This is a genomic window from Ancylobacter sp. VNQ12 (assembly GCF_049445835.1).
Lineage (GTDB): Bacteria > Pseudomonadota > Alphaproteobacteria > Rhizobiales > Xanthobacteraceae > Ancylobacter.
Map to the genome: position 1 here is coordinate 1 of NZ_JBMSDU010000034.1, position 20500 is coordinate 20500.

14 protein-coding genes, 6 pseudogenes and 1 other annotated feature are annotated in these 20500 nt (G+C 65.0%); of the genes and pseudogenes, 6 read left to right on the plus strand and 14 right to left on the minus strand.

Translation table 11 applies throughout. The features are described 5' to 3' along the window. Positions 1-127: 127 nt before the first annotated feature. A pseudogene (locus tag ACO2RV_RS23950) lies at positions 128-1039 on the plus strand (IS3 family transposase); the annotation flags it as partial. An 18-nt stretch (positions 1040-1057) separates the two neighbouring features. On the opposite strand, the pseudogene ACO2RV_RS23955 reads toward ACO2RV_RS23950, so the two are convergent. Continuing rightward, positions 1058-1159 (minus strand): annotated as a pseudogene (locus ACO2RV_RS23955) (IS5/IS1182 family transposase); the annotation flags it as partial. A gap of 136 nt (positions 1160-1295) precedes the next feature. Here ACO2RV_RS23955 and ACO2RV_RS23960 point away from each other — a divergent pair. Then, a pseudogene (locus tag ACO2RV_RS23960) lies at positions 1296-1673 on the plus strand (IS481 family transposase); the annotation flags it as partial. Between the two features lie 39 nt (positions 1674-1712). On the opposite strand, the gene ACO2RV_RS23965 reads toward ACO2RV_RS23960, so the two are convergent. Beyond that, a protein-coding gene (locus tag ACO2RV_RS23965; protein ID WP_423296722.1) for an IS3 family transposase occupies positions 1713-2941 on the minus strand; the annotation gives its coding sequence in 2 pieces (ribosomal slippage) (positions 1713-2656 and positions 2656-2941; 1230 coding nt in all). Next, positions 2544-2660 (minus strand) — a sequence feature (AL1L pseudoknot). (Overlaps the previous gene by 117 nt.) 53 nt (positions 2942-2994) lie before the next feature. Between ACO2RV_RS23965 and ACO2RV_RS23970 the strand changes: the two are divergent. Continuing rightward, positions 2995-3570 (plus strand): annotated as a pseudogene (locus tag ACO2RV_RS23970) (DDE-type integrase/transposase/recombinase); the annotation flags it as partial. Positions 3571-3575: 5 nt separating this feature from the next. Further along, on the plus strand, positions 3576-4502 hold the full coding sequence (locus ACO2RV_RS23975; RefSeq protein WP_423296723.1) for a TRAP transporter substrate-binding protein: 927 nt from the start codon (positions 3576-3578) through the stop codon (positions 4500-4502). 572 nt (positions 4503-5074) lie between these two features. Here the strand turns inward: ACO2RV_RS23975 and ACO2RV_RS23980 are convergent. Both ACO2RV_RS23980 and ACO2RV_RS23985 read right to left on the minus strand, forming a co-directional pair. Beyond that, positions 5075-6088 (minus strand): IS110 family transposase, encoded by a 1014-nt coding sequence (locus tag ACO2RV_RS23980; protein WP_423296724.1) that lies wholly within the window; start codon positions 6086-6088, stop codon positions 5075-5077. 137 nt (positions 6089-6225) lie between these two features. After that, positions 6226-6951: pseudogene (locus ACO2RV_RS23985) on the minus strand (transposase); the annotation flags it as partial. Between the two features lie 41 nt (positions 6952-6992). Between ACO2RV_RS23985 and ACO2RV_RS23990 the strand changes: the two are divergent. Continuing rightward, positions 6993-7385, plus strand: a complete 393-nt coding sequence (locus ACO2RV_RS23990) for an FUSC family protein (RefSeq protein WP_423296725.1) — start codon at positions 6993-6995, stop codon at positions 7383-7385. A 271-nt stretch (positions 7386-7656) separates the two neighbouring features. Here ACO2RV_RS23990 and ACO2RV_RS23995 read toward each other — a convergent pair. Then, positions 7657-7872: pseudogene (locus ACO2RV_RS23995) on the minus strand (integrase); the annotation flags it as partial. 37 nt (positions 7873-7909) lie between these two features. Between ACO2RV_RS23995 and ACO2RV_RS24000 the strand changes: the two are divergent. Further along, positions 7910-8662, plus strand: coding sequence for a transposase (locus ACO2RV_RS24000; protein ID WP_423296726.1), 753 nt, complete (start codon positions 7910-7912; stop codon positions 8660-8662). A 151-nt stretch (positions 8663-8813) separates the two neighbouring features. Here the strand turns inward: ACO2RV_RS24000 and ACO2RV_RS24005 are convergent, their stop codons facing one another. From ACO2RV_RS24005 to ACO2RV_RS24045, 9 genes are all read right to left on the minus strand, one after another. Continuing rightward, positions 8814-9797, minus strand: a complete 984-nt coding sequence (locus ACO2RV_RS24005) for a sugar ABC transporter substrate-binding protein (protein ID WP_423296727.1) — start codon at positions 9795-9797, stop codon at positions 8814-8816. 42 nt (positions 9798-9839) lie between these two features. Continuing rightward, positions 9840-10847, minus strand: a complete 1008-nt coding sequence (locus ACO2RV_RS24010; protein WP_423296729.1) for an ABC transporter permease — start codon at positions 10845-10847, stop codon at positions 9840-9842. 2 nt (positions 10848-10849) lie between these two features. Continuing rightward, a complete protein-coding gene (locus tag ACO2RV_RS24015; RefSeq protein ID WP_423296730.1) occupies positions 10850-12430 on the minus strand; it encodes a sugar ABC transporter ATP-binding protein in 1581 nt (526 codons plus the stop codon). 72 nt (positions 12431-12502) lie between these two features. Then, entirely contained in the window at positions 12503-13522 is a 1020-nt protein-coding gene (locus ACO2RV_RS24020; protein WP_423296731.1) for an ABC transporter permease, read from the minus strand. A 1-nt stretch (position 13523) separates the two neighbouring features. Beyond that, positions 13524-15065: a sugar ABC transporter ATP-binding protein gene (locus tag ACO2RV_RS24025; RefSeq protein WP_423296732.1), complete on the minus strand. Its 1542-nt coding sequence runs from the start codon at positions 15063-15065 to the stop codon at positions 13524-13526. Between the two features lie 3 nt (positions 15066-15068). Beyond that, positions 15069-16274: a M24 family metallopeptidase gene (locus tag ACO2RV_RS24030; protein ID WP_423296733.1), complete on the minus strand. Its 1206-nt coding sequence runs from the start codon at positions 16272-16274 to the stop codon at positions 15069-15071. Positions 16275-16334: 60 nt separating this feature from the next. Then, positions 16335-17282: a sugar ABC transporter substrate-binding protein gene (locus ACO2RV_RS24035; protein WP_423296735.1), complete on the minus strand. Its 948-nt coding sequence runs from the start codon at positions 17280-17282 to the stop codon at positions 16335-16337. A gap of 31 nt (positions 17283-17313) precedes the next feature. After that, complete coding sequence (locus tag ACO2RV_RS24040) at positions 17314-19122, minus strand: adenine deaminase C-terminal domain-containing protein (RefSeq protein WP_423296736.1); 1809 nt, start codon at positions 19120-19122, stop codon at positions 17314-17316. A gap of 165 nt (positions 19123-19287) precedes the next feature. Further along, complete coding sequence (locus ACO2RV_RS24045) at positions 19288-20484, minus strand: hypothetical protein (protein WP_423296743.1); 1197 nt, start codon at positions 20482-20484, stop codon at positions 19288-19290. Between the last annotated feature and the right edge of the window lie 16 nt (positions 20485-20500).

The following is a 20500-nucleotide window of genomic DNA, read 5'->3' on the forward strand; positions in this document are numbered from 1 at the left end:
CATCAAGCGCGTCATCGCCGTCGCCGGCGTTGCATCGACCCTCAGAGCGATAACCGGGTGAACGGAGCTGACGCGCGCCATGGCAACAACCTGCGCGACGAGCCAAAGTGAGTTCTCACACAGCCTCGAGCGCAGAGCTGTCGCCCACCTCATGGATGCCCATGGGATGAGCGAACGGCGGGCGTGTAAAGCCACCGGCTTCTGCCGCATGACCATGAGATACAGGGCCACGCGCGGGGACGACGCCTCGCTGCGTGAGCGGATGAAGGCCATCGCCCAGGAACGGCGGCGGTTCGGGTATCGGCGTCTCCACGTCCTGCTTCGGCGGGAGGGCTTCCGGGTCAACCACAAGCGGCTGTTCCGGCTCTATCGCGAGGAACGGCTGATGGTCCGCCGGCGAGGTGGTCGCAAGCGGGCGATCGGGACGCGGGCGCCGATGATGATCCCGCTGCGACCGAACGAGCGCTGGTCGCTCGACTTCGTCGCCGACCAGATGACTGACGGCCGGCGCTTCCGGATGCTGGCCATCGTGGACGACTGCACCCGCGAGTGCCTGGCGCTGGTGGCGGACACGTCGCTCTCCGGTGTGAGGGTCGCTCGCGAACTCGACAGGCTTCTGGCAGAGCGCGGCCGGCCGAAGATGATCGTCAGCGACAATGGCAGCGAGTTCACCTCCAATGCCATTCTGGCCTGGGCCGACGCGGCGAGGGTCGAGTGGCACTACATCGCGCCCGGCAAGCCGATGCAGAACGGCTTCATCGAGAGCTTCAACGGCCGGCTGCGGGACGAGTTGTTGAACGAGACGCTGTTCTCCAGCCTGTCTCAGGCCAGAGCCGCTCTCGGCCGGTGGCAACTCGACTACAACACCGCCCGGCCGCACTCGAAGCTGGGATGGCAGACACCAACGGCCTTCGCCTCAACATTCCACCCGCGGCGGGATCAGACGCTCCGCATCATGAATGGCTCCGCGTCCGTTCCAGCCGCTCCCCACGCCCGAGAGGGCAAATCCAACCGCCAGAACGAACTCACAGTTGGATAGAAGTTGGGGGCAACGTCACCGCCGATCGTCGACGCGCGGAACCCCTCGCGGCTTGTTCGGCAGCAGCGGGGCGATGATCGACCATTCACGATCGGTCAGTTCGTAACGGCGACGGGACATCAGAGGCCTCCCTTTTTCGGAAGCCCTTGAATCATCAGCCCATTCAGATGCCAAGAAGATTTATGAGTTTACGGCCTAGTTGTTTAGTCCCACAGTGTGATGGCGTATCATTATCTCCGTTTGAGAGGGACACGCTATGGGCCAGGTTCTTCACGGGAGCGCCAAGACCACGCACGCCGTTCGAGCGGAGCTACAACGATCGCAATCTTCGGTCGCAGAGCTCGCGCGACGCTTCGGGATCAACGAGAAAACCGTGAGGAAGTGGCGATCCCGCCGGATGGTCGAAGACGCGCCGATGGGCCCGAAGGAGCGGCGCAGTTCGATCCTTTCCTCCATCGAGGAGGCGGCGATCGTCGCTCTGCGCGTGCAGGCTCGCCTGCCGCTGGACGACGTCTTCGTCGCCTTGAAGGACGTCATCCCGCATCTGACGCGCTCGTCGCTGCACCGCTGCCTTCAACGGCACGGAATCTCGCGCCTGCCGAAGGCCGATCGCGAGAAGCCCAAGCGGTTCAAGTGAACCGCCCCGGGTTTGCCGGAGGCCGTTTCATTTGAGTCACGCCGCCATGGCCGGTTCTTCCAGCATGGCGTAGTAGCGCTCCTCGGCTTCGGCCGGCGGGATGTTGCCGATAGGCTCCAGCAGCCGGCGATTGTTGAACCAGTCGACCCAGGTCAGCGTGGCGAACTCGACTGCCTCGAAGCTTCGCCACGGCCCGCGCCGGTGGATGACCTCGGCCTTGTAGAGTCCGTTGATCGTCTCGGCCAGCGCGTTGTCGTAAGAGTCACCGACACTGCCGACGGAGGGTTCGATGCCAGCTTCGGCCAGTCGCTCGGTGTAGCGGATGCTGACATATTGAGAGCCTCTGTCGGAGTGATGCACCAGGCCGCCGCGATGGGTGGGCCGCCGTTCGTGCAGGGCCTGTTCGAGAGCGTCGAGGACGAAGCCCGCATGGGCGGTCCTGCTCACCCGCCAGCCGACGATGCGGCGGGCATAGGCATCGATGACGAAGGCCACGTAGACGAAGCCCGACCAGGTGCTGACGTAGGTAAAGTCCGAGAGCCAGAGCCTGTTCGGCGCCGGGGCATGGAAGACCCGGTTCACATGATCGCGCGGACATGGCGCGGCCTTGTCCTGCACGGTGGTGCGGACCGGCTTGCCGCGAATGACGCCGTGGAGGCCGAGGTCGGCCATCAGCCGTTCGACCGTGCAGCGCGGGACGCCGAAGCCTTCGCGTAGCATCTGACGCCAGACCTTGCGCGCGCCATAGACCTCGAAGTTCTCGGCGAAGACGCGCTCGATCTCCGGTCTCAGGGCCATGTCCCGCTTCGCCCGCGCCGACAGCTTCTCGGGATCGACGCGCTTGGCGACGTGGTCGCGGTAAGTCGACGGGGCGATCGGCAGCACCTTGCAGATCGGCTCGACCCCGTGGACCTCGCGGTGATCGTCAATGAATGCGATCATCGTTTGAACGGGCGGTCGAGTTCCGCCTGGGCAAAAAAAGCGGAAGCCTTGCGCAGGATCTCGTTGGCCTGCCGAAGCTCACGGTTCTCCCGCTCCAGCGCCTTCAGCTTCGCTGCCATGTCCGTCGGCATACCGGCCCGTTTGCCGGCGTCGACCTCGGCCTTCTTCACCCACTCGTTCAGCGTCTGGCCCGTGCAGCCGATCTTGGCTGAGATCGACATGATCGCTGCCCAGCGAGAGGGGTGTTCATGTTCGTGATCCAGCACCAGCCGCACGGCTCGCTGGCGCACTTCCGGGGAAAACTTGTTCGTCGTCTTGCTCATGATGGCTCCACCTTCTCAGGAGTTGGAGCCTCCGGCAAACCCGGGGCGGTTCAAAGGCCTACGAGATCGGCTACTTCCACCTCGACATCGCCGAGCTGCGCTACGAGGATGGCAAGGCCTATCTGTTCGTGGCCGTGGACCGCACTTCCAAGCTGGTCTTTGCCAGGATTTACCGGAAGGCGACGAAGCTGGTGGCGGCCGGTTTCCTCAAGGCTCTGCTCATCGCTGTCCCCTACAAAATCCACACGGTGCTGACCGACAACGGCGTTCAGTTCGTCCAGCACGACAAGAGAGCCAAGGGCGGTTCCGTCGCCCACATCTTCGGAAGGGTCTGCGCTGAACACGATATCGCGCACAGGCTCACCAAGCCTTATCACCCTTGGACCAACGGGCAGGCCGAACGGATGGTCCGCACTATAAAGGACGCGACCGTCCGCGCCTTCCACTACGCCTCGATCAACGACCTGCGACGCCACGTTCGCGACTGGCTGCTCGCCTACAATTACGCCAAGCAGCTCAAGGCGCTTCGGTTCAAGACGCCGCTCGAAGCGCTCAAGCTCATCAGCGCCGAAAAGCCGGAGCTGTTCGTTCGTCAACCAAGCCATGACATGCTGGGACTGAACACCTAGTCGCCTTGCCGGTCACCGCGGCAACGGCGCAGATTTCGCTCAAGATCGGCCATGGGCACACCGAGAACCACAGCTTCCATCTGGCCATTCAGAAATTCCAGGAGGCGCTCGAAAAGCGGGCTCCGGGCGAATTCACGGTCGCCGTCTTCGCGAATTCGCAGCTCGGCACCGAACGCGAGATGCAGGAGCAACTGGCGACCGGCACGCTCGAAATGACGCTGACCGGCGTGCTCGCGACCTATGAGCCGAAGATCACGTTGCTGGAACTACCTTACCTTTTCCGCGACCGAGAGCACATCAAGAAAGCCCAGGCCAGCGAGGCCGTCCAGAAACTTGCCGCCGGCCTTCCGGCCAAGGGTGTACGTCTGGTCGGCTTTCTGGAGAACGGATTCCGGAACATCACCGACAGCATCCGACCGATCAACAACCCGGCGGATGTGAAGGGCCTGACGATCCGTACACCGGAGAATCTGGCGCAGATCGAGACCTTCAGGGCACTCGGCGCCAGCCCGACGCCGATGGCGTTCTCCGAGCTCTATGCCGCCCTGCGTCAGGGCGTCGTAGACGGCCAGGAAAATCCGCTTGAGAATATTTCCGACGGAAAGCTCTTTGAGGTCCAGAAATACCTTGCGCTGACCCACCACATCTACAATTCGGCGTATTTCCTGGTGTCCGAATCGTTCTACCAGTCGCTGACCGAGGTGCAGCGGAAGGCTCTGCAGGAAGCCGTCAAGGAAGCCAGCGACTGGCAGATGGATTATGTCGCCAACCGCGAAGCGGAACTGCTGGAGTCGCTCAAGAAGGCGGGCATGCAGGTGTCCGAGCCCAACCAGGACGAGTTCAAGGCGGCGACGGCGCCTGTGTATGATGCCTTCTACCAGAAGTTCGGCAACGATGCCCGCGAGTTCGTCAAGGCGATCCAGGCGCTTTGACTGGCGACGGCGGCGTCTCGCCGGATTTACCGTTCCGAACCGACACGAGAAGCCGCGGACGCCGCGGCTTCTCAGCGGAAGCTCTCATGAAAAAGCCGCCAGCGTGCCGCCTGCCCCGTCCGATGCAGGCGCTGAAACTGCCGCTTGTGCCCTTATTACTTGCGTCCTAACTAATTGCCGCCGACGACGCTGGGGGCACACTTGGACACTGGCCGGATTTACGTCTTCGGAAACATGTGAGCCATGGAGTTGGACGCCTGGGAGCGCCAGAAGCAGAAGTTCGCTGCGGCGACGACGAATGGCCGGTTTGGGGCCGATATCGTTCTCTAATAGGTCAAGAGTGGCAGCTCAGTTTGTGAGCGATATTGACGCTTTCGGGTGCCTGCGTTCTCTACGTGCTCATGGGCACTTGATGGGGTTGGCTAGGCATGGAGCAGCTTGGTTGAAACCGCAGTCGGCCGACGGGTCGGCGGCGTGCGACAGAATCGGCGCCGTCATCCATTCCCTCCCTCGGGCGTCGCTCCCGCTCGGGAGCTGTTTCGGCCTCCTGTGTGATCCGGTGCCGAGATCGGCTACGCCGGCTTGAACTCCGTGCCGTGCCGGAGCATGGCGTGCATGATGATGGCGAGCCGCCGGGCAAGCGCGACCCGAGCCTTGCGCATGGTGGATCGCTTGGCGATGCCCAAAGCCCACTCCTTCAGCTTCAGAGATCCTCGGTAGCGCGTGAGCATAACGTTCGCAGCCTCGTAGAGCAGCGTGCGCACACGCCGGTCGCCGCATTTGGAGATGCTGCCGGTGTAGTCGACCTCGCCGGATTGATAGCGTCGCGGCACCAGGCCCAGATAGGCGCCGATGTCCCGGGAGCGCCGGAAGCGTTCGGGGTCGTCGACAGCGGCCGTGAAGGCGAGTGCGGTGAGATGGCCGACGCCCGGGATCGTCATCAATCGGTGGCAGGCCTCAGATGACCTGGCCAGCTTCTTCATGTCGGCATCGATGGCCGTGATGGCGGAGAGCACGGCGCCGCGCGCCGCGATGAGGCCTCGCATAGCGGCGGACAGGCCATCGATCCCTTCGCTTGCTCGCAGCGCCTGCTCGATGAAGGCAGGGCTGAGCGCTCGCGGCAAACGGACACCGAACACCACGGCGAGCCCGCGGATCTGGTTCTCCATCATCACACGCTGCCCGACCAGTTTCTTGCGGGCGATGATCAGCGAGCGAATGGCATGTGCCGGGAGCGACTTCACGTGCGTTGGCTTGAAGAAGCCGGTCCGGGCGAGATGCGCTAGGCCGCGCGCATCGTTGCGGTCGGTCTTGTGGGTCGCCAGCGACTTGAGCGCCTGATAGGCCTGCCGGCTCTCGATACAGACCACCGGCAGGCCGAGAGCGACCAGGCCATGGTAGAGCATTGGCGCCATCCGACCGGTCTCGAAGACGACCCGCCGACACGCCGGAGCCTTCGCCAGTTCCGCCTCGATGGCGTCAGGCGCAGACGCGGCCTTTGCTTCGTGAACAAGTGCCCCGTCGCGATCGACAACGCAGATGTGCGTCTCCTCCATCGAGACATCCAGGCCCGCAAAATACTCCATGATGGGTCTCCTCTTCCAATGACGGAGCCGAGCGTATCGGTCTCCGCAGAAGAGCTGCCGCCTATTACCCCATGTTGAAAAAGTCGGCCCTGAGCGTGGCTGCCAGATCGCGGATTTGGCTGATCGAGGCTCGCCTCTCACGCTAGCCTGATCTGCGGCCCGTTCGGCAGGAGCTTGGCGAGCTTCCTGAGGTTCTGGGCAGCTGCGGCGAGATGGAACTCGTCTCTGGCGCCGTTTGGTCCGCGCAGGCGCAGCCGGTCGAGCTTCAGGATGCGCTTGAGGTGGGCGAAGAGCATCTCGACCTTCTTCCGCTCGCGCCGTGAGACGACATAGGCGTCGGTCTGGGCTATGTCCCTGGCCATGTCGCGGGCGCCTTCGTGGATTGAGCGCAGGATTTTGCGGGCCGGGGTGTTTGGGCAGCACTGCGGCTTCAGCGAGCAGGCGTCACAGGCAAATTTGCTGGCGTGGTAGCGCATCATGCCGTTCTCATCGACGAGCGGGCGCTCGGTTCGATAGACCTTCTGGCGCTGCCTCAACTCCTTCCCGGCCGGGCAGATATAGAGGTCGCGGTCGTGGTCGTAGGCGAAGTCGGAACGGCTGTAGGTGCCGTCGCTGCGCTGGGATTTGTCGAAGACCGGGATATGCGGCTCGATCCCGCGCTCATGCACCAACCAGGCGAGGTTCTCGGCTGAGCCATAGGCGCTGTCGGCGGCGAGCTTGGCCGGCCAAAGGCCAAAGCGCTCCTGCGTCCGGTCGAGCATGGTGCGGGCCGAGCCGACCTCGGCCTGCCGGATGGCGCGGCTGGCCTCGACATCGACGATGACGGCGTGGTCGAGGTCGATGAGATAGTTGGTGGCGTAGGCTCCGCATGCTGGTCGCCATGATGGTTCGCGAAGTGCAGAGCATGGCGCGCGCAACGGACCCAACGGCCCACCGCCTTGTCTGGCGGGGACGGCTCTACCACCGGCTGCTGCGCCTCGCCCGCCTCGCCGACAGGAACGGCGCCGACCGCGCCGCGGCAATTGACGGCGGTCTGGCGGTCCTCGCGCTCGGCTCCGCCATTATGGCGATGCGGGATATGCTGAAGAAAGGCGATTTGCCCGCCGGCGTCCGCCGCAGCCTGGACACCGCCCTCGCACGTCTGGAGCGGGTGGGAAAGGCTCCCGACAAAGCCGCGGCGGCACTCTCGACCGCGTCGGAGCGGCTGTCGCGCCTTGGTGCCCCGGAGGGGGAAACGCTGGCAAGCGCGTCGCGGGCGTTGGCCGCCAATGCCGCATTCCTGCGCGAAGCCCGGTGAAGAACGAAGCCCTTTAAACCGGCATCCGACGTACTGCCAATTGTGAACCTGACCTTGTTGGACCGCCGTTGAAAGCCGGTGGAACCTTCCGCTCAACCTGACTTTCAGCCCTCTGGCGGGCGTGTTCGCCGCCGGCAGGCGAAACGCCGATCGCCGCCGCCGTCGATTCGATCGGCGGGACCGCCAGCGCAGACCTGATGTCTCTGCCGAACAACTCGTTCATCACGACTTCGGAATTGGACGAGCGCAGCACGCCCAGCGTCCGTCCGCTCAGTGTGACCAGATCGCAGCCACGCAGCTTGCTGTCGATGGCAAGGTTGAACATGGCGAGGTCGCGCACCCGATTGGCAATCTGCAGCCGCGTGCACAACGCCCAGACATGCTTGGGCTTCAGGGGAGGTTTGGCACCGACGATCCGGCCGGCGTTCCAGGGCTCGTGCTGTGAGTGGGTCGTTTGATTGACATGCTTGGCGCTGCTGTGTAGCACGCGCTGCCAACTGCGCTACGGGACTTGCCGGCTGACCATGCTGGTTGCTCAGCTGCGGCTGGTAAACGAGCAGATTCTGAATACGGATCGATTGATCCAGACCAACGCCCGCTCGACTGAGGTCAGCCGGAGGCTGATGGAAATCCCAGGCGTGGGTCCGCTTCTGGCCAGTGCGCTGATCGAGACGATCGCCGATCCGAAGGCCTTCAGGACCGGCCAGAACCTAGCCGCTTGGATCGGGCTGGTCCCGAAACAAAACTCCAGCGGCGGAAAGGAGCGCCTTGGCGGTATCACCAAGCAGGGCGATCGGTACCTGCAACAGATGCTGGTCGTCGGCGCGCTGGCAGTTGTTCGCTATGCCCGTGCGCAACGGCACGCGCCGGCCGTGGCTGATCCAGCTGCTCGCGCGCCGAACGCCGAAGGTCGCGGCAGTCGCGCTGGCCAACAAAACCGCCCGGATGGTCTGGGCGATCATGACATCGGGCGAGCGCTACCGGGAGCCAGTCGCGGCATAGAGATCAGGTCGAGGCGGAGCGCCACGGTCGACAAACTTGGGAAGGGCGGACAGGATGTAATGCGACAGCCGGTCGATACCGGAAGGCAGGAAAACCCACTTGCGCCAGAGCGCCTCGAGCGCGTGCTTTTGGTCGGGACCGTCTTCGCGGAAGGCATTATGGCCAGCGGTCATGCGTACCGCACCAGCAGGTCCAATACATGGTCGCACCGACCAGGCTCAGCAGAACCTCCGATCACCCTTGCCAGAGGGGAGCCGTCGACACATGGCGCATAGTGTTGGCAAAGTCCCTGAAGAGTACTTCGAGGCGAGTATTGCGCAAATAAATAACTAGAATTTTCCACTTATGATCCCTGGGTTGGGAACGAGGAGAGCTCTATGAAGGCATCAAGGCTTTCGGAGCGCGGACCTTCCGCTCGAGCCCAACTCACTCATAGAGGCTGGTCGGATTCCACCCCTCTGGCGTGTAGATGCCCGCACGGTCGAAGGTGCCGACATTGGCCTTGGTCACCTTCTGGGTGCCGGAATAGATCATCGCCGGCACCGGCTCGCCCTTGACGAGCTTGACCACCGACTGCACCGCGATGCGGGCGACCTTCACCGGCTCGCACACTACCGCGCCGTAGACCCAGCCCTCATTGACCATCTTCTCGATGGCGGGCTCCCAGTCGATGGTCATCACTTTGACGCGGCCGGCTGGGATCCCGGCGGCCTGCAGCGCGGTCACCGCACCGATCGCGGTCTGGGTCCCGAGCGTGTAGACGGCGTCGATCTGGTTCGGATGCGCCTGGATGAAGTCCTCCATCAGCCGGTTGGCGGCGATGATGTTGCTTTGATGGTAGTCCTCCGCGATGATCTTGATGCTGGGATATTTCGCGAACACGCTTTTCGCGCCGGCCTCGCGCCGCATCATCAGATCGACGCCGGACGGGCCCTTGAGCATGACGACATTGCCCTTGCCGCCCAACGCATCGACGATCATCTCGCCTTCCTGCTGGCCGACCTCGAAGCTGTTCTCGCTGACGCGGACCGGAATCTTCTTGCTGTCGCGGATCAGCACGTCGTCATTGACGACCTTGATGCCGGCGTCGATCGCCGCCTCGATGGTCGGGATCGTCGCCACGGTGTCGGTCGGGGTGAAGATGATACCGTCGACCTTGGCGACGGTGAGGTCTTCGACCTGGCGGATCTGGTCGGGCAGGTGGTCGTAGCCGCCGGCATTGTACATCTTCAACTTGACGCCCTGCGCCTTTGCCTCCTCGACATAGCCATATGCCTTGGACTGAAAGTAGGGATCGCCGGCGTTCGGCATCAGAACGGCAATGTTGATCTCGCTCGACGGCTTGGTCTGGGCGTGGGCGATGCCGGCGGCGACGAGCAAGGCGATGGTTGTGGCAGCGACACGTTTCATGATGTTCCTCGATGTGCTGGAGATGACGGGAGGGGTGGCTAGCTATTTGCGGGCGACGCGCAAGCTGCTGAAGTAGATCGCGACGATCAGCATCACGCCGATCACCACCTCCTGCATGAAGGTGGAGACTCCGACCAGGGTCAGCCCGTTGCGCAGCACGCCGATGATCAGCACGCCGATCACGGTGCCGCCGATCGAGCCGGTGCCGCCGGCGAGCGCGGTGCCGCCGATCACCACGGCGGCGATCGAATCGAGCTCCATGCCGGTGCCGAGCCTCGGCTGGCCGGTGATGACGCGCGATGTGAGGAGGATGGCAGCGACCGCGCTGAATATGCCCGCGAGCATGTAGGTGCCGATCTTGTAGCGATTGACGTCGACGCCCGCGAGGATGGTGGCTTCCTCATTGCCGCCGATGGCGTAGAGATAGCGGCCGAACGTGGTGTAGTTCAGCAGCACATGGACCGCGGCGATGCCGATCACTGCGAACACCACCGGGATCGGCACCGGGCCGAGAAAGCCGCGGCCGAGATCGAAGAACCAGGTGTTGGGAATGCCGTGGATCGGCGCGCCATTGGTGAGCACCATGGCGAGGCCGCCCGTGATCGCCATGGTGCCGAGCGTCGCGACGAAGGGGGTGATCCGCGCCTTGCCGATCAGCAGCCCGTTGACCAGCCCGACCAGAATGCCGACGGCGAGGCCGACCACCACCGCGACGACCGGGTCGAGCTGGATCAGCGCGATCGCGGTGAACACGCTGACCAGCCCCATCATAGCACCGATCGACAGGTCGATGCCGCCGGTAAGGATGACCAGCGTCTGCCCGCAGGCGAGCAGCATCAGGTTCGAGACCTGCCGCAGGATGTTGGTCCAGTTGGCCACCGAAAGGAAATTCGGGCTAAGCGCCGAGAACACCGCCACCAGCAGCAGGAGCACGAGGGACAGGCCCAGCGTCTGCTCGTTGAGACCGGTGCGCGTCCACCATGCCGGCCTGGTTTGGCCGGCGGTCGGGCTGGACGGCTTCGTCAGCGATTCACCGCGATCAAGCGCCATGGTCAGTGCCGCGCTCCTCTTTGGATTTCTGCGCGTAGGCCGTCCGCGCGCGCGGAGGCGTCCGCACGGGGGAAGGCATGGAACAGGATCCGCTCCTGCGTCGCGTCCTCGCGCGCGAGTTGCGCGGTGACGGTGCCGTTGCACATGACGACGATGCGGTGGCTCATGCCGAGCACCTCGCGGATGTCGGACGACACCATGAGGATCGACTTGCCCCAGCCGATGAGCTCGAGCATCGCCCGGTAGACTTCCTGCTTGGCGCCGACGTCGATGCCGCGGGTCGGCTCATCGAAGATCACGATGTCTGGGCGCGTCGACAGCACCTTCGAGATCACGACCTTCTGCTGGTTGCCGCCGCTCAGGTGCAGGACGCGGGTCTCGCGACGTTCGGTCTTGATGGCGAGGTCGCGGATATAGCCGTCGACCAGAGCAATCTCGGCTCCCTTGCGGGTGAAGCCGAAGCGACTGAGAGCGCCGAGCGAGGCGAGACTGATGTTCTCCCGCACCGAGCGCTGCAGCAGCAGGCCTTGCTTCTTGCGGTCCTCCGGGATCATGCCGACACCGCGCGCGATCGCCTCGCGCGGCGATCCGGGCGCCGCGCCGCGGCCAGTGATCTCGATGGTGCCTGCGCTCATCACCTCAAGGCCGAACAAGGTGCGCATCAGCTCGGTGCGCCCGGCGCCGATCAGTCCGTAGAAGCCAAGGATCTCGCCCTGGCACAGTTCGATCGAGACATCGCGCAGCTTGCCCGGGACGGCGACGTCACGCGCTGTCAGTGCCACTGCCTCGCCGGCCGGCGGCAGGGCGGGATATTCCGCGCCGAGCTCGCGGCCGATCATATGGTGGATCATGCCGTCGATGGTCTGGGTCGCGGTCGGCCCAGTGAACACCTTGCGGCCGTTGCGCAGGATGGTGGTACGGTCGCCGATCTCGAACAGCTCTTCCAGCCGGTGCGATATATAGAGGATCGCCACCCCGGCATTCTTCAGCCCGCGAATGGTGTCGAATAGGATTCCCGTCTCCTTGTCGGTGATCGCGGCGGTCGGCTCGTCGAGGATCAGGACGCGGCAATTGTTCATCAGCGCGCGGGCAATCTCGACCATCTGCTGCTGCGCGATGCCGAGACCGCGCACCCTCGCGTCTGGCGAGAAGTCCTGCTTGAGATGGGCAAGCACCTCCTGCGCCTTGCGGCGCATCGTCTTCTTGTCGACGAAGCGCGCCGCGGTGAGCGGCTCCTTGCCGAGGAAGATGTTCTCCGCGACGGTAAGGTCGGGAACCAGCATCAGTTCCTGATGGATGGTGACGATGCCGCGCCGTATCGCGTCGCGCGGCGCGTTGAACGTCACCGGCCGGCCATTGAGGTTGATCTGGCCCTCGCTCAACTGGTGGATGCCGGACAGCACCTTGACGATGGTCGACTTGCCGGCGCCGTTCTCGCCGACCAGCACATGCACGGTTTGCTCTTCCAGCTTGAGGTCCACGCCCTCGATCGCCGGCACGCCGCCGAACGACTTGCTTGCCGCGACGAGCTCCAGGGTGCGGACAGGCTCGGCCACGGCGGCCGTACGCGATCGTGCGGGCATGGAACGGCCACCTCGGGTGCGCCGGTCCGGCGCCGAGCAGAGTTGGATGCGAAAGAGGTCGGGCGCGGGCGGCTATTGCGCCGCCCGGCGCCCAGCATAGTCCGAGAGCACGGCGAGCATGATGATGACGCCCACCGCAATGAGCTGCCAATCCGCCGGAATCCCCATCAGATTCAGACCGTTCCGGATGCAGGCGATGGTCAGGGTGCCGATGATGGTGCCGATGATCCGTCCCTCGCCACCGAGCAGCGAGGTGCCGCCGATCACCACCGCGGCGATCACATCCATCAGGTCGAACAGCCCCATTATGGCCTGCGCGGCCATCAGGCGGGACGCCATGACGATGCCAGCCAGCGTGCCGCAGAAGCCGCTAATGGCGAGCACGATCAGCTTCACCCGGAAGATGTTCACGCCGGCGATGCGGGCGGCTTCCTTGTTGCCGCCTACCGCGTAGATGTTGGTGCCGAGCACCGTGTGCGACAGCAGAAGGTGGACGGCGAGGAACACGAAGCCGCAGATGATCGCCGCGACCGGGACCGGCCCGACATAGCCCTGCCCTAGGAAGGCGAAGGCGTCCGGAAGGCCGAAGATCGAGGTCTCGCCGGTCAGGATCAGCGAGGTGCCGCGTAGTAGGCTGTCCATGGCCAGCGTGACAATGAAAGCGGGAATGCCGAGCGTGCCGACGAACAGCCCGCTCAGCGAACCGATGGCGAGGCCAGCGAGCAGCGTGACGATGATGGCAACCGGGATCGGCACATCGAAGCGCACCATCAGCGCCGCGACGATCACCGCACCGAGCGTCTGCGCGGAAGCGACCGAAAGGTCGATCTCGGCGCAGATGACGACAAGCGTCAGGCCGGCCGCCATGATGCCGATGTTCGATGCCTGAAGCAGGATGTTCATCAGGTTGGAAAGCGTGAGGAAATTCTCGGCCACCACCGACAGCACGGCCATCAGCACCAGCAGCGCGCCGAGCAGGCCGAACCGCGCGAGATAAGCGAGCGGCGCTTGCGAGCCGCCCTGCCGTACCGCGGGCGCCGCCGGAGCACCGCTCGCCGGCAGCAGGCGTTCTCCGCTCGAAGTCTTAGTCATCTCAGGCCACCATCGCTGTGTGGAGAATCTGGTCAGCAGTGCTCGTTGCGCGCTCGACGATGTTGGAGATGCGGCCCTTGTTCATGATGGCGATGCGGCCGCACAGGGTCATCACCTCCTCGAGTTCCGAGGACACCACGATGATCGTCAGCCCCTCACTCGAGAGCCTCTGCATGAGATCGTAGATCTCAAGCTTGGCCGCAGCGTCTATGCCCTTGGTCGGCTCGTCGAGGATGAGCAGCCGGGCGCGCGTCGCGAGTGCACGGGCGAGCAGGACCTTCTGCTGATTGCCGCCACTGAGGCTGGATATCTTGGCGTCGGGTCCGCTGGTCTTGATGCCGCACAACTGGATCAGCCGCGCCACCAGCGGCTTCATCGCCCGCGCACTCACCGTGCCGAAGCGCGTCTTCAGCGCCGGCGTCTGGATGTCGAAGGCAAGATTGAGCGCCGAGATGACGTTGTTCTCGGCGACCGACATGTTCCTGAGGATGCCGAGCGTCTTGCGGTCCTCGGTCAGGAAGAACACGCCGCGCGCGATCATCCGCGCCGGGGTCGGGCGGATCGATTCGCCGAACAGTTCGACCTCGCCGGCGGTAAGGGTGTCGAGCCCGAACACGGCGCGCATCAGCTCAGTGCGTCCCGAGCCGACCAGCCCGGCAAAGCCGAAGATCTCGCCGGCCTTCACGTCGAAGCTGCACGCCTTCACCTTGGCGGTGCTGACACCATCGACCTTCAGCGCCATCGCCTCGGTCGGATTGCCGTTGATCTCCGGATAGCGCTGCTCGATCGGCCGGCCGGCGATCAGCGTCACAAGTTGCTCGGGAGTAACGTTCTCGTTGCGGAACTCGCCGACCTTCTCGCCGTCGCGCAGCACGAAGAAGCGGTCGCCGATGCTGATGCAGTCTTCCAGGATATGCGACACGAACACGACGCCGATGTTGCGGGCACGCAATTGTTCGATCAGCGCGAACAGGCGTTCCTTCTCAGCGGGGCCGAGCGCGGTGGTCGGCTCGTCCATGATGATGATGCGGGCGTCGAAGGTGATGGCCTTGGCGACCTCGACCATCTGCCGCTCGGCAATGGAGAGGTCGCGCACCAGCGCGCGCGTGTCCACCTTGATGCCGAGATCATCCAGCACCTGGCGCGCTTTGCGCTCCATCTCCGCGGTGTTGCGCAGACCGACCAGTCGGCCAGGCCCGCCGCGCACGATCGGATTGCCGAGGAAGATGTTGTCGCGCACGTTCAGCGTGTCGACCAGGTTGAGCTCCTGATAGATCACGCGGATGCCGAGCTCATGCGCCCGCTTCGGGGTCAGGGGGTCGGTCATGCCGTTGACGACGATTTCCCCGGCCGAGACCGGGTAGACGCCAGCGAGCAGCTTGATCAGCGTTGACTTTCCCGCACCGTTCTCGCCGAGCAGGATCAGCACCTCGCCCTCGCGGATACGCAGATCGATGGTCTTCACCGCCCGGACCGCGCCGAACGACCGCGAGACCCCGATGATCTCGATATAGGGGGGGCGCTGCGGGGCGCTGTCAGCCATGGCTCAGACCTTCAGCTCCAACGGATCGGCGGGGAAGTGGGTGAGCGAGCAGCCGCCGCCCGGAGTCACGACAACCATATCCTCATTGCCGACGAGATGGCGTCCGTCGACGGCGAGACGCGGCTCGATGGCGAGCACCATGTTCTCCGCGAGCGGCATTTCCTCGATGCCCATATCGGGGCGCTCATGGCCGTCCCAGCCGAGGCCGTGGCCGATGAAGCGGTTCCACAGCGTGTGGCCGCGACGCTGCGCCACCGCCTCGCCGACGCGCACCAACTCCACCGCCGGCGTACCCGGCCGCGCCGCCGCGATGATGGCGGCGTGCACCTCTTTCACAGCGTCATAGGCGCGCTTGACGCTGTCGGGTGCGGTGCCGATGGCACGGGTGCGCGAGGTGTCGATCGTGTAGCCTTGGTAGCGCATACAGATGTCCCAGTGCACCACGTCGCCGGGCCCGATGCGCTTGTCGCCGCTGGCGAGGTGCAGCAGCGTGCCGGCGATGGTGGAGCTAGAACAGATCAAGCTCGGCGAATTGGTGCAGGAATCCTCATAGATCGGATTGGCGAGCCGCATGGTCGCCTCGGCGATGCGGATCAGCTCCAGCTCTGTGATTCCGGGGCGCGTGCGCAGCGCCTCCTCGACGGCGGCATGAGCACGATCGCCGATCTCGGCGGCGCGCCGCATCATGTCGAGGTCGTAGCGGCTCTTGATGAGCCGGAGTTCCTCGACCACGGTCGAGCGCACGAACGCGATGTCGGGGAAGGAGGCACGCAGGCCGAGCAGCAGCGGAGCGGGGAATTTGTCGAGCGTCTCGATGCCGACGGTCCGCACGCCGCCCGCCTCAGTGATGGCGCGCTCCAAATTCCTCAGGGACAGGCCGTCGCCGGCCTTTGCGGCGAAGCCGTCGCCGCCGATGATGGTGTCGACGCAGATCTCGCGGGTCGGCATCAGGCCGGGATCGACCAGGAGTTGGGGCGGGCTGGTCGGTGTCAGCACGGCGGCGGCGCCGTCGACGATCTCAACATGGTCAATGCCGAGGCTGATCCAGCCGGCCCGGTCGGCGAAATAGTCGGTGAGGTAGCGCAGGCTGCCGATCAGCTTGTTGTTGCCATAGACGATCAGCAGGTCGAGGCCACGCTCGCGCATCAGTCGCTGGGTGTTCGTCACCCGCGTTTCGATCTCGCTGAGCAGGGCCGGATGAACGGTCATGGGAACCTCGGGGACGGGGAACGGCGCCGCGCGCAGAAGCCTCGCGCGGGCGCGGATGTGCTACTTGGAGATGCCGTCGAATACGGTCTTGGCGACGCGGGTGTCGATCGCGTCGTAGCGAGTATCGACGTTGTAGGTGGTCGGGCCGCCCTCGCCCCTGCCGAGCGCAAGCGCCGTGGTGACGATCGCCTCGCCGATGTCCGCGCAATAGGTCACGACGGTGGCGGCGAGATCGCCCTTATAGACCGCCTTGAGCGACTCCGGCACGCCGTTGGCGCCCGTCACCGCGACCTTGCCGGCGAGGTTGCGGGCGCGCACGGCCTGCAGCGCGCCAAGCGCCATTTCGTCGTTCACCGCCAGGATGCCAGCGAGGTCGGGATGGGCGGTGAGGATATCTTGCGCCTTCTGCAGGCCCTGGGCGCGGTCCCAGTTTCCAGCCCACACGCCGACTACCTTGATGTCCGGGTATTTGGCGAAAGCGTCCATGGCGCCCTTCTTGCGCTGGACGCTCGTCATGTTGCCGGGCACACCCTCGATGATCGCGACCTTGCCCTTGCCGCCGATCTGCCTCGCCAGCATGCCGGCGACGACGTTTTCGATCTCGTACTGGTTGGCGCCGACATAGTGCTCGGCCACCGGCTCGGAGGTGTCATCGGAGTGCATCAGCACCTTAACACCTTTCTCGTGCGCCTTCTTGACCGTCTGGATCATGGCGTTCGGGTCGATGGCGTTGAAGGAGATGACGTCGACGCCCTTCTGCAGCATGTCGTCGATCATGCGTGTCATGCCGACCAGGTCGGTGCCGGTCGCCGCACCGATCACGGTGAGCTTCACCTCGGGATGCTTTGCCGCCTCCGCCTCGGCGCCGGCCTTGAGACAGGCGAAATAGGGGTTGCCGAGCGTCTCGACCACGATGCCGAGGCGAGTGTCGGCGCTCGCCTCGGCGATGCTGCTGCCGAGCAGCGCGCAGGTCAGCAGGGCAAGCTTGGAAAGGGCGGTCCGGGTCATGAGCAGTTCCTCGGATAAACGGGCGAAAGGGTCATATGAGGGCATCGGCGGTCGCCGCGACCGGGCCGATCAGCGGCGGCACGACCTCGCCGCGCCAGACATCGATCAGGCCGAGCGAGGAGATCTTCAGCGTGCCGATGGTGATCGGCAGGCCGCTGAAGGCGAGCGTGTGGAACGGGGCGATCAACTCACAACCGAGCGATTTCAGCGCGTCGAGTGCGGTCTGGATCTGCGCGGTCAGGATCTCGATCGGCTGGTCGGAGAGCAGGCCGTAGAGTGGCAGCGGCACGCGCGCGAGAACCTCCTCGCCATCGACCACCACGAAGCCGCCGCCGAGCCGGGCGCATTCATTGGCCGCGACCGCCATGGAGCCGCGGTCGGCGCCGACTAGCAGCAGATGCTGGCAGTGCGGATTGTAGGTCGAGGCCATGGCGCCCCGGCGCAGGCCGAAGCCCTCGACAAAGCCGCGTCCGACCCCGGCGCCGGGGCGATGCCGGTTGATGGCGGCTATGGCGTTGAGACCGTGCTCCGGCACGGGCTCGACGATGCCGTCGACCACAGGCAGGCGGCGCACTAGGTTGCGCGTGATGATGGTGCCCTCGCCGACGCCTATCACCCGCGCCTCGACCTCGCGAGCGTCGGACCGGATGGCGAAAGTTTCGGCGGTGATGCCGGCGATCTGCACCGTGCCGCGCGCGAAGCCGGGATCCTGCCGCTGCGCCGGCGGGACAACGATGGCGCCGCCCTCGACCACCACCGCGCCGGCCGCCATCACGGTGTCGATCTCGAATTCGGCGAGCGCGCCGCCGAGCAGGATAATGTCGGCGCGCCGGCCGGGGCTGATCGAGCCGACGTCATGGTCAATCTGGTGGCATTCGGCTGAGTTGATGGTCGCCATCTGCACCGCCGTCACCGGCGGCACGCCGAGCCCGATGCACAGCCGCACGCAATAATCGATTGTGCCGCGGCCCATCACGTCGATCGGCGAGACCAGGTCGGTGCAGAAGGAGACCCGGCGCAGATCGGCATTGGCCGCCCTCAGCCCGCGCACGATGTTGGCGACGTCGTTCACCCCGGAGCCCTCGCGGGCGATGACGTGAATGCCCGCCCGCAGCCGGTCGAGCGCCTCATCGGCACTCACCGCCTCGTGGTCGTCGAGGCGGCGCACCCAGCCGGCCCAGCCCTGCACCTCGGCCTCGGAGGCTTCCGAGCCATGGCCGCAGGCCTTGCCGCCCTTGGCCTGGATCAGGTCGGTAAGGCGGGTCAGCATCGGCTCGCCATTGACGATGCTCTTCACGAAACACTCATTGAGGCCGCGGCACGCCTCCCAGGCGACCATGGCCTCCATCTCCGGCATGCGCACCGTCCCGGTGTGGAGGAACGGCTCGTCCTGATAGAGCGCCGGCATCGGCAGCACGAACACGGCGTTGAGCCGACTCTCCGCCGCCTCCGAGATCGCGGCCTCGACCGCACGGACGCCGCGCACGACCGCCTCGCCATAAAAGTCGGTGATGATGGTGGTGACGCCGCAGCGGAAGAAGCCGCGCGCCAGTTCGCCGACCGGGAGGTGGCTCTCATAGGTGTGGATGTGACCGTCAATCAGACCGGGCACGGCGATGCGGCCCTTGCCGTCGATGACGCGGGTGGAAGGGCCGATCAGGTCGTCGACCGCGCCGACATAGGCGATGCGCTCGCCGACGATGGCGATGCCGGCGGCACGCATCAGACCGGTGTGGACGTCGAGCACCATGCAGTCGTGCACTACGGTGTCGGCCGGCGCGCGGCGCACAGCGATGTCGAGCGCACGCTGGCGCGGATCGGCGGCGGGTGTTTCAGACATGCAAGGTCCTCCGCCGCGCGGCAAGGATCGCACAGCCCGGGACGCTGCGCGTTTCGTAGACGATCAGGATCACCAGGAGCCTTCCTTCAACCGAGAAAGGCAATCTATTTATTTAGAACATTCCATATAAAAAACTTTGTCAAGTTTACTGCCCGAATTTTTCGTTCACAGCGACGGATTGGACAGCGGCAGTCTCAGCCGTGCCCGTCCGTGCTCGGTCGCATTTACCTCCCAGTTCACCGCTGTGTGACGCGAGGCCACCGCGATATCGCGATAGATGCGCGAGATCAGGTTGGCCTGGTAGGCGCCACGCGCACCGATCAGATCCCAGACCGTCTCGGCGGCGCGACGGGCTAGCTGGCCGGCATAGGCCGAGTTACAGCGGTAGTTGGAGCGCTCCAGCGGCGTCGGGGCGTAGTCAACCGCCGCGAATTCCATCATTTCGCGGCAATCGGCGCGCACCAGCATCTCGGCCGCCTGCAGGGAGGCCGACACCTCGCCGACCCGCATCTGGTGGGTAGCGAAGCTCGCCGTTTCCTCCATGCTCATCAGCGCCCGGCGGTCACGCGACTGCACCAGGAAGCTCTCGAACATCGCCTCGGTCATGCCGATCAGCGAGGAGGCGAGCGTGATGCCGCAAACCATGTAGAGCGGCAACCGGAACACCGCGGCGCGGTTCAGCGCGCGGCCGGGGAAGTCGCCGCCCTTCAGGTGCTTGATTGACAGCGTCATGTGCTCAGGCACGAACAAGCATTCCACCTTGACGTCCTGGCTGCCCGAGGCGTGCAGGCCGATCGGCTGCCAGGTGTCGAGGATTCCCACCTGCGCCGTGCGCACCAGGAAGTAGCGTTCCTCGTCAGGCGCGGCGTTGTGCTCGACCATACCCGACAGCAGGCACCAATCGGACGGCTCGACGCCGCTCACGAACGGCCACTCGCCGGTCAACTCATAGCCGCCCTCGACCGCGCGGGCCTTGCCGAGGCGGGGGATCAGGATGCCGCTGATCAGGCAGTCCGGATCCTGCCAGACCTCCTCTTGCGCCTTCACCGGCCAGCGCGCGAGCATGTAATTGTGGAAGATATATTGGGCGAGGCACCAGGCGGTCGACGGGCAGCCACTGGCGATCGGGATCATCACGTCGACGAGGTGATCGAGCGAACCTTCCGCGCCACCGAAATGACGCGGCTGCAACAGACGCGACAGCCCGGTCTCGCGCAGATTTCGACAGGTCTCCTCGGGCAGGCGGCGCAGCTGTTCTGCCTCCTGCGAGCGCGCCCGTAGCACCGGGATGAGGTTTTCGGCCTCCCGGATCAGGCCTTCGCTGGTCAGTCGCCGCCCCCCGAAATCGTCAGGGTAGATCACGGACAAGAGCTGGCCT

Bases quoted from the DNA above. Each gene is read 5' to 3' on its own strand.
- ACO2RV_RS23980 (WP_423296724.1), bottom strand. From the start codon at position 6,088: ATGGAGTATTTTGCGGGCCTGGATGTCTCGATGGAGGAGACGCACATC.
- ACO2RV_RS23990 (WP_423296725.1), top strand. From the start codon at position 6,993: ATGGCGCGCGCAACGGACCCAACGGCCCACCGCCTTGTCTGGCGGGGA.
- ACO2RV_RS24000 (WP_423296726.1), top strand. From the start codon at position 7,910: ATGCTGGTTGCTCAGCTGCGGCTGGTAAACGAGCAGATTCTGAATACG.
- ACO2RV_RS24005 (WP_423296727.1), bottom strand. From the start codon at position 9,797: ATGAAACGTGTCGCTGCCACAACCATCGCCTTGCTCGTCGCCGCCGGC.
- ACO2RV_RS24010 (WP_423296729.1), bottom strand. From the start codon at position 10,847: ATGGCGCTTGATCGCGGTGAATCGCTGACGAAGCCGTCCAGCCCGACC.
- ACO2RV_RS24015 (WP_423296730.1), bottom strand. From the start codon at position 12,430: ATGCCCGCACGATCGCGTACGGCCGCCGTGGCCGAGCCTGTCCGCACC.
- ACO2RV_RS24020 (WP_423296731.1), bottom strand. From the start codon at position 13,522: ATGACTAAGACTTCGAGCGGAGAACGCCTGCTGCCGGCGAGCGGTGCT.
- ACO2RV_RS24025 (WP_423296732.1), bottom strand. From the start codon at position 15,065: ATGGCTGACAGCGCCCCGCAGCGCCCCCCCTATATCGAGATCATCGGG.
- ACO2RV_RS24030 (WP_423296733.1), bottom strand. From the start codon at position 16,274: ATGACCGTTCATCCGGCCCTGCTCAGCGAGATCGAAACGCGGGTGACG.
- ACO2RV_RS24035 (WP_423296735.1), bottom strand. From the start codon at position 17,282: ATGACCCGGACCGCCCTTTCCAAGCTTGCCCTGCTGACCTGCGCGCTG.
- ACO2RV_RS24040 (WP_423296736.1), bottom strand. From the start codon at position 19,122: ATGTCTGAAACACCCGCCGCCGATCCGCGCCAGCGTGCGCTCGACATC.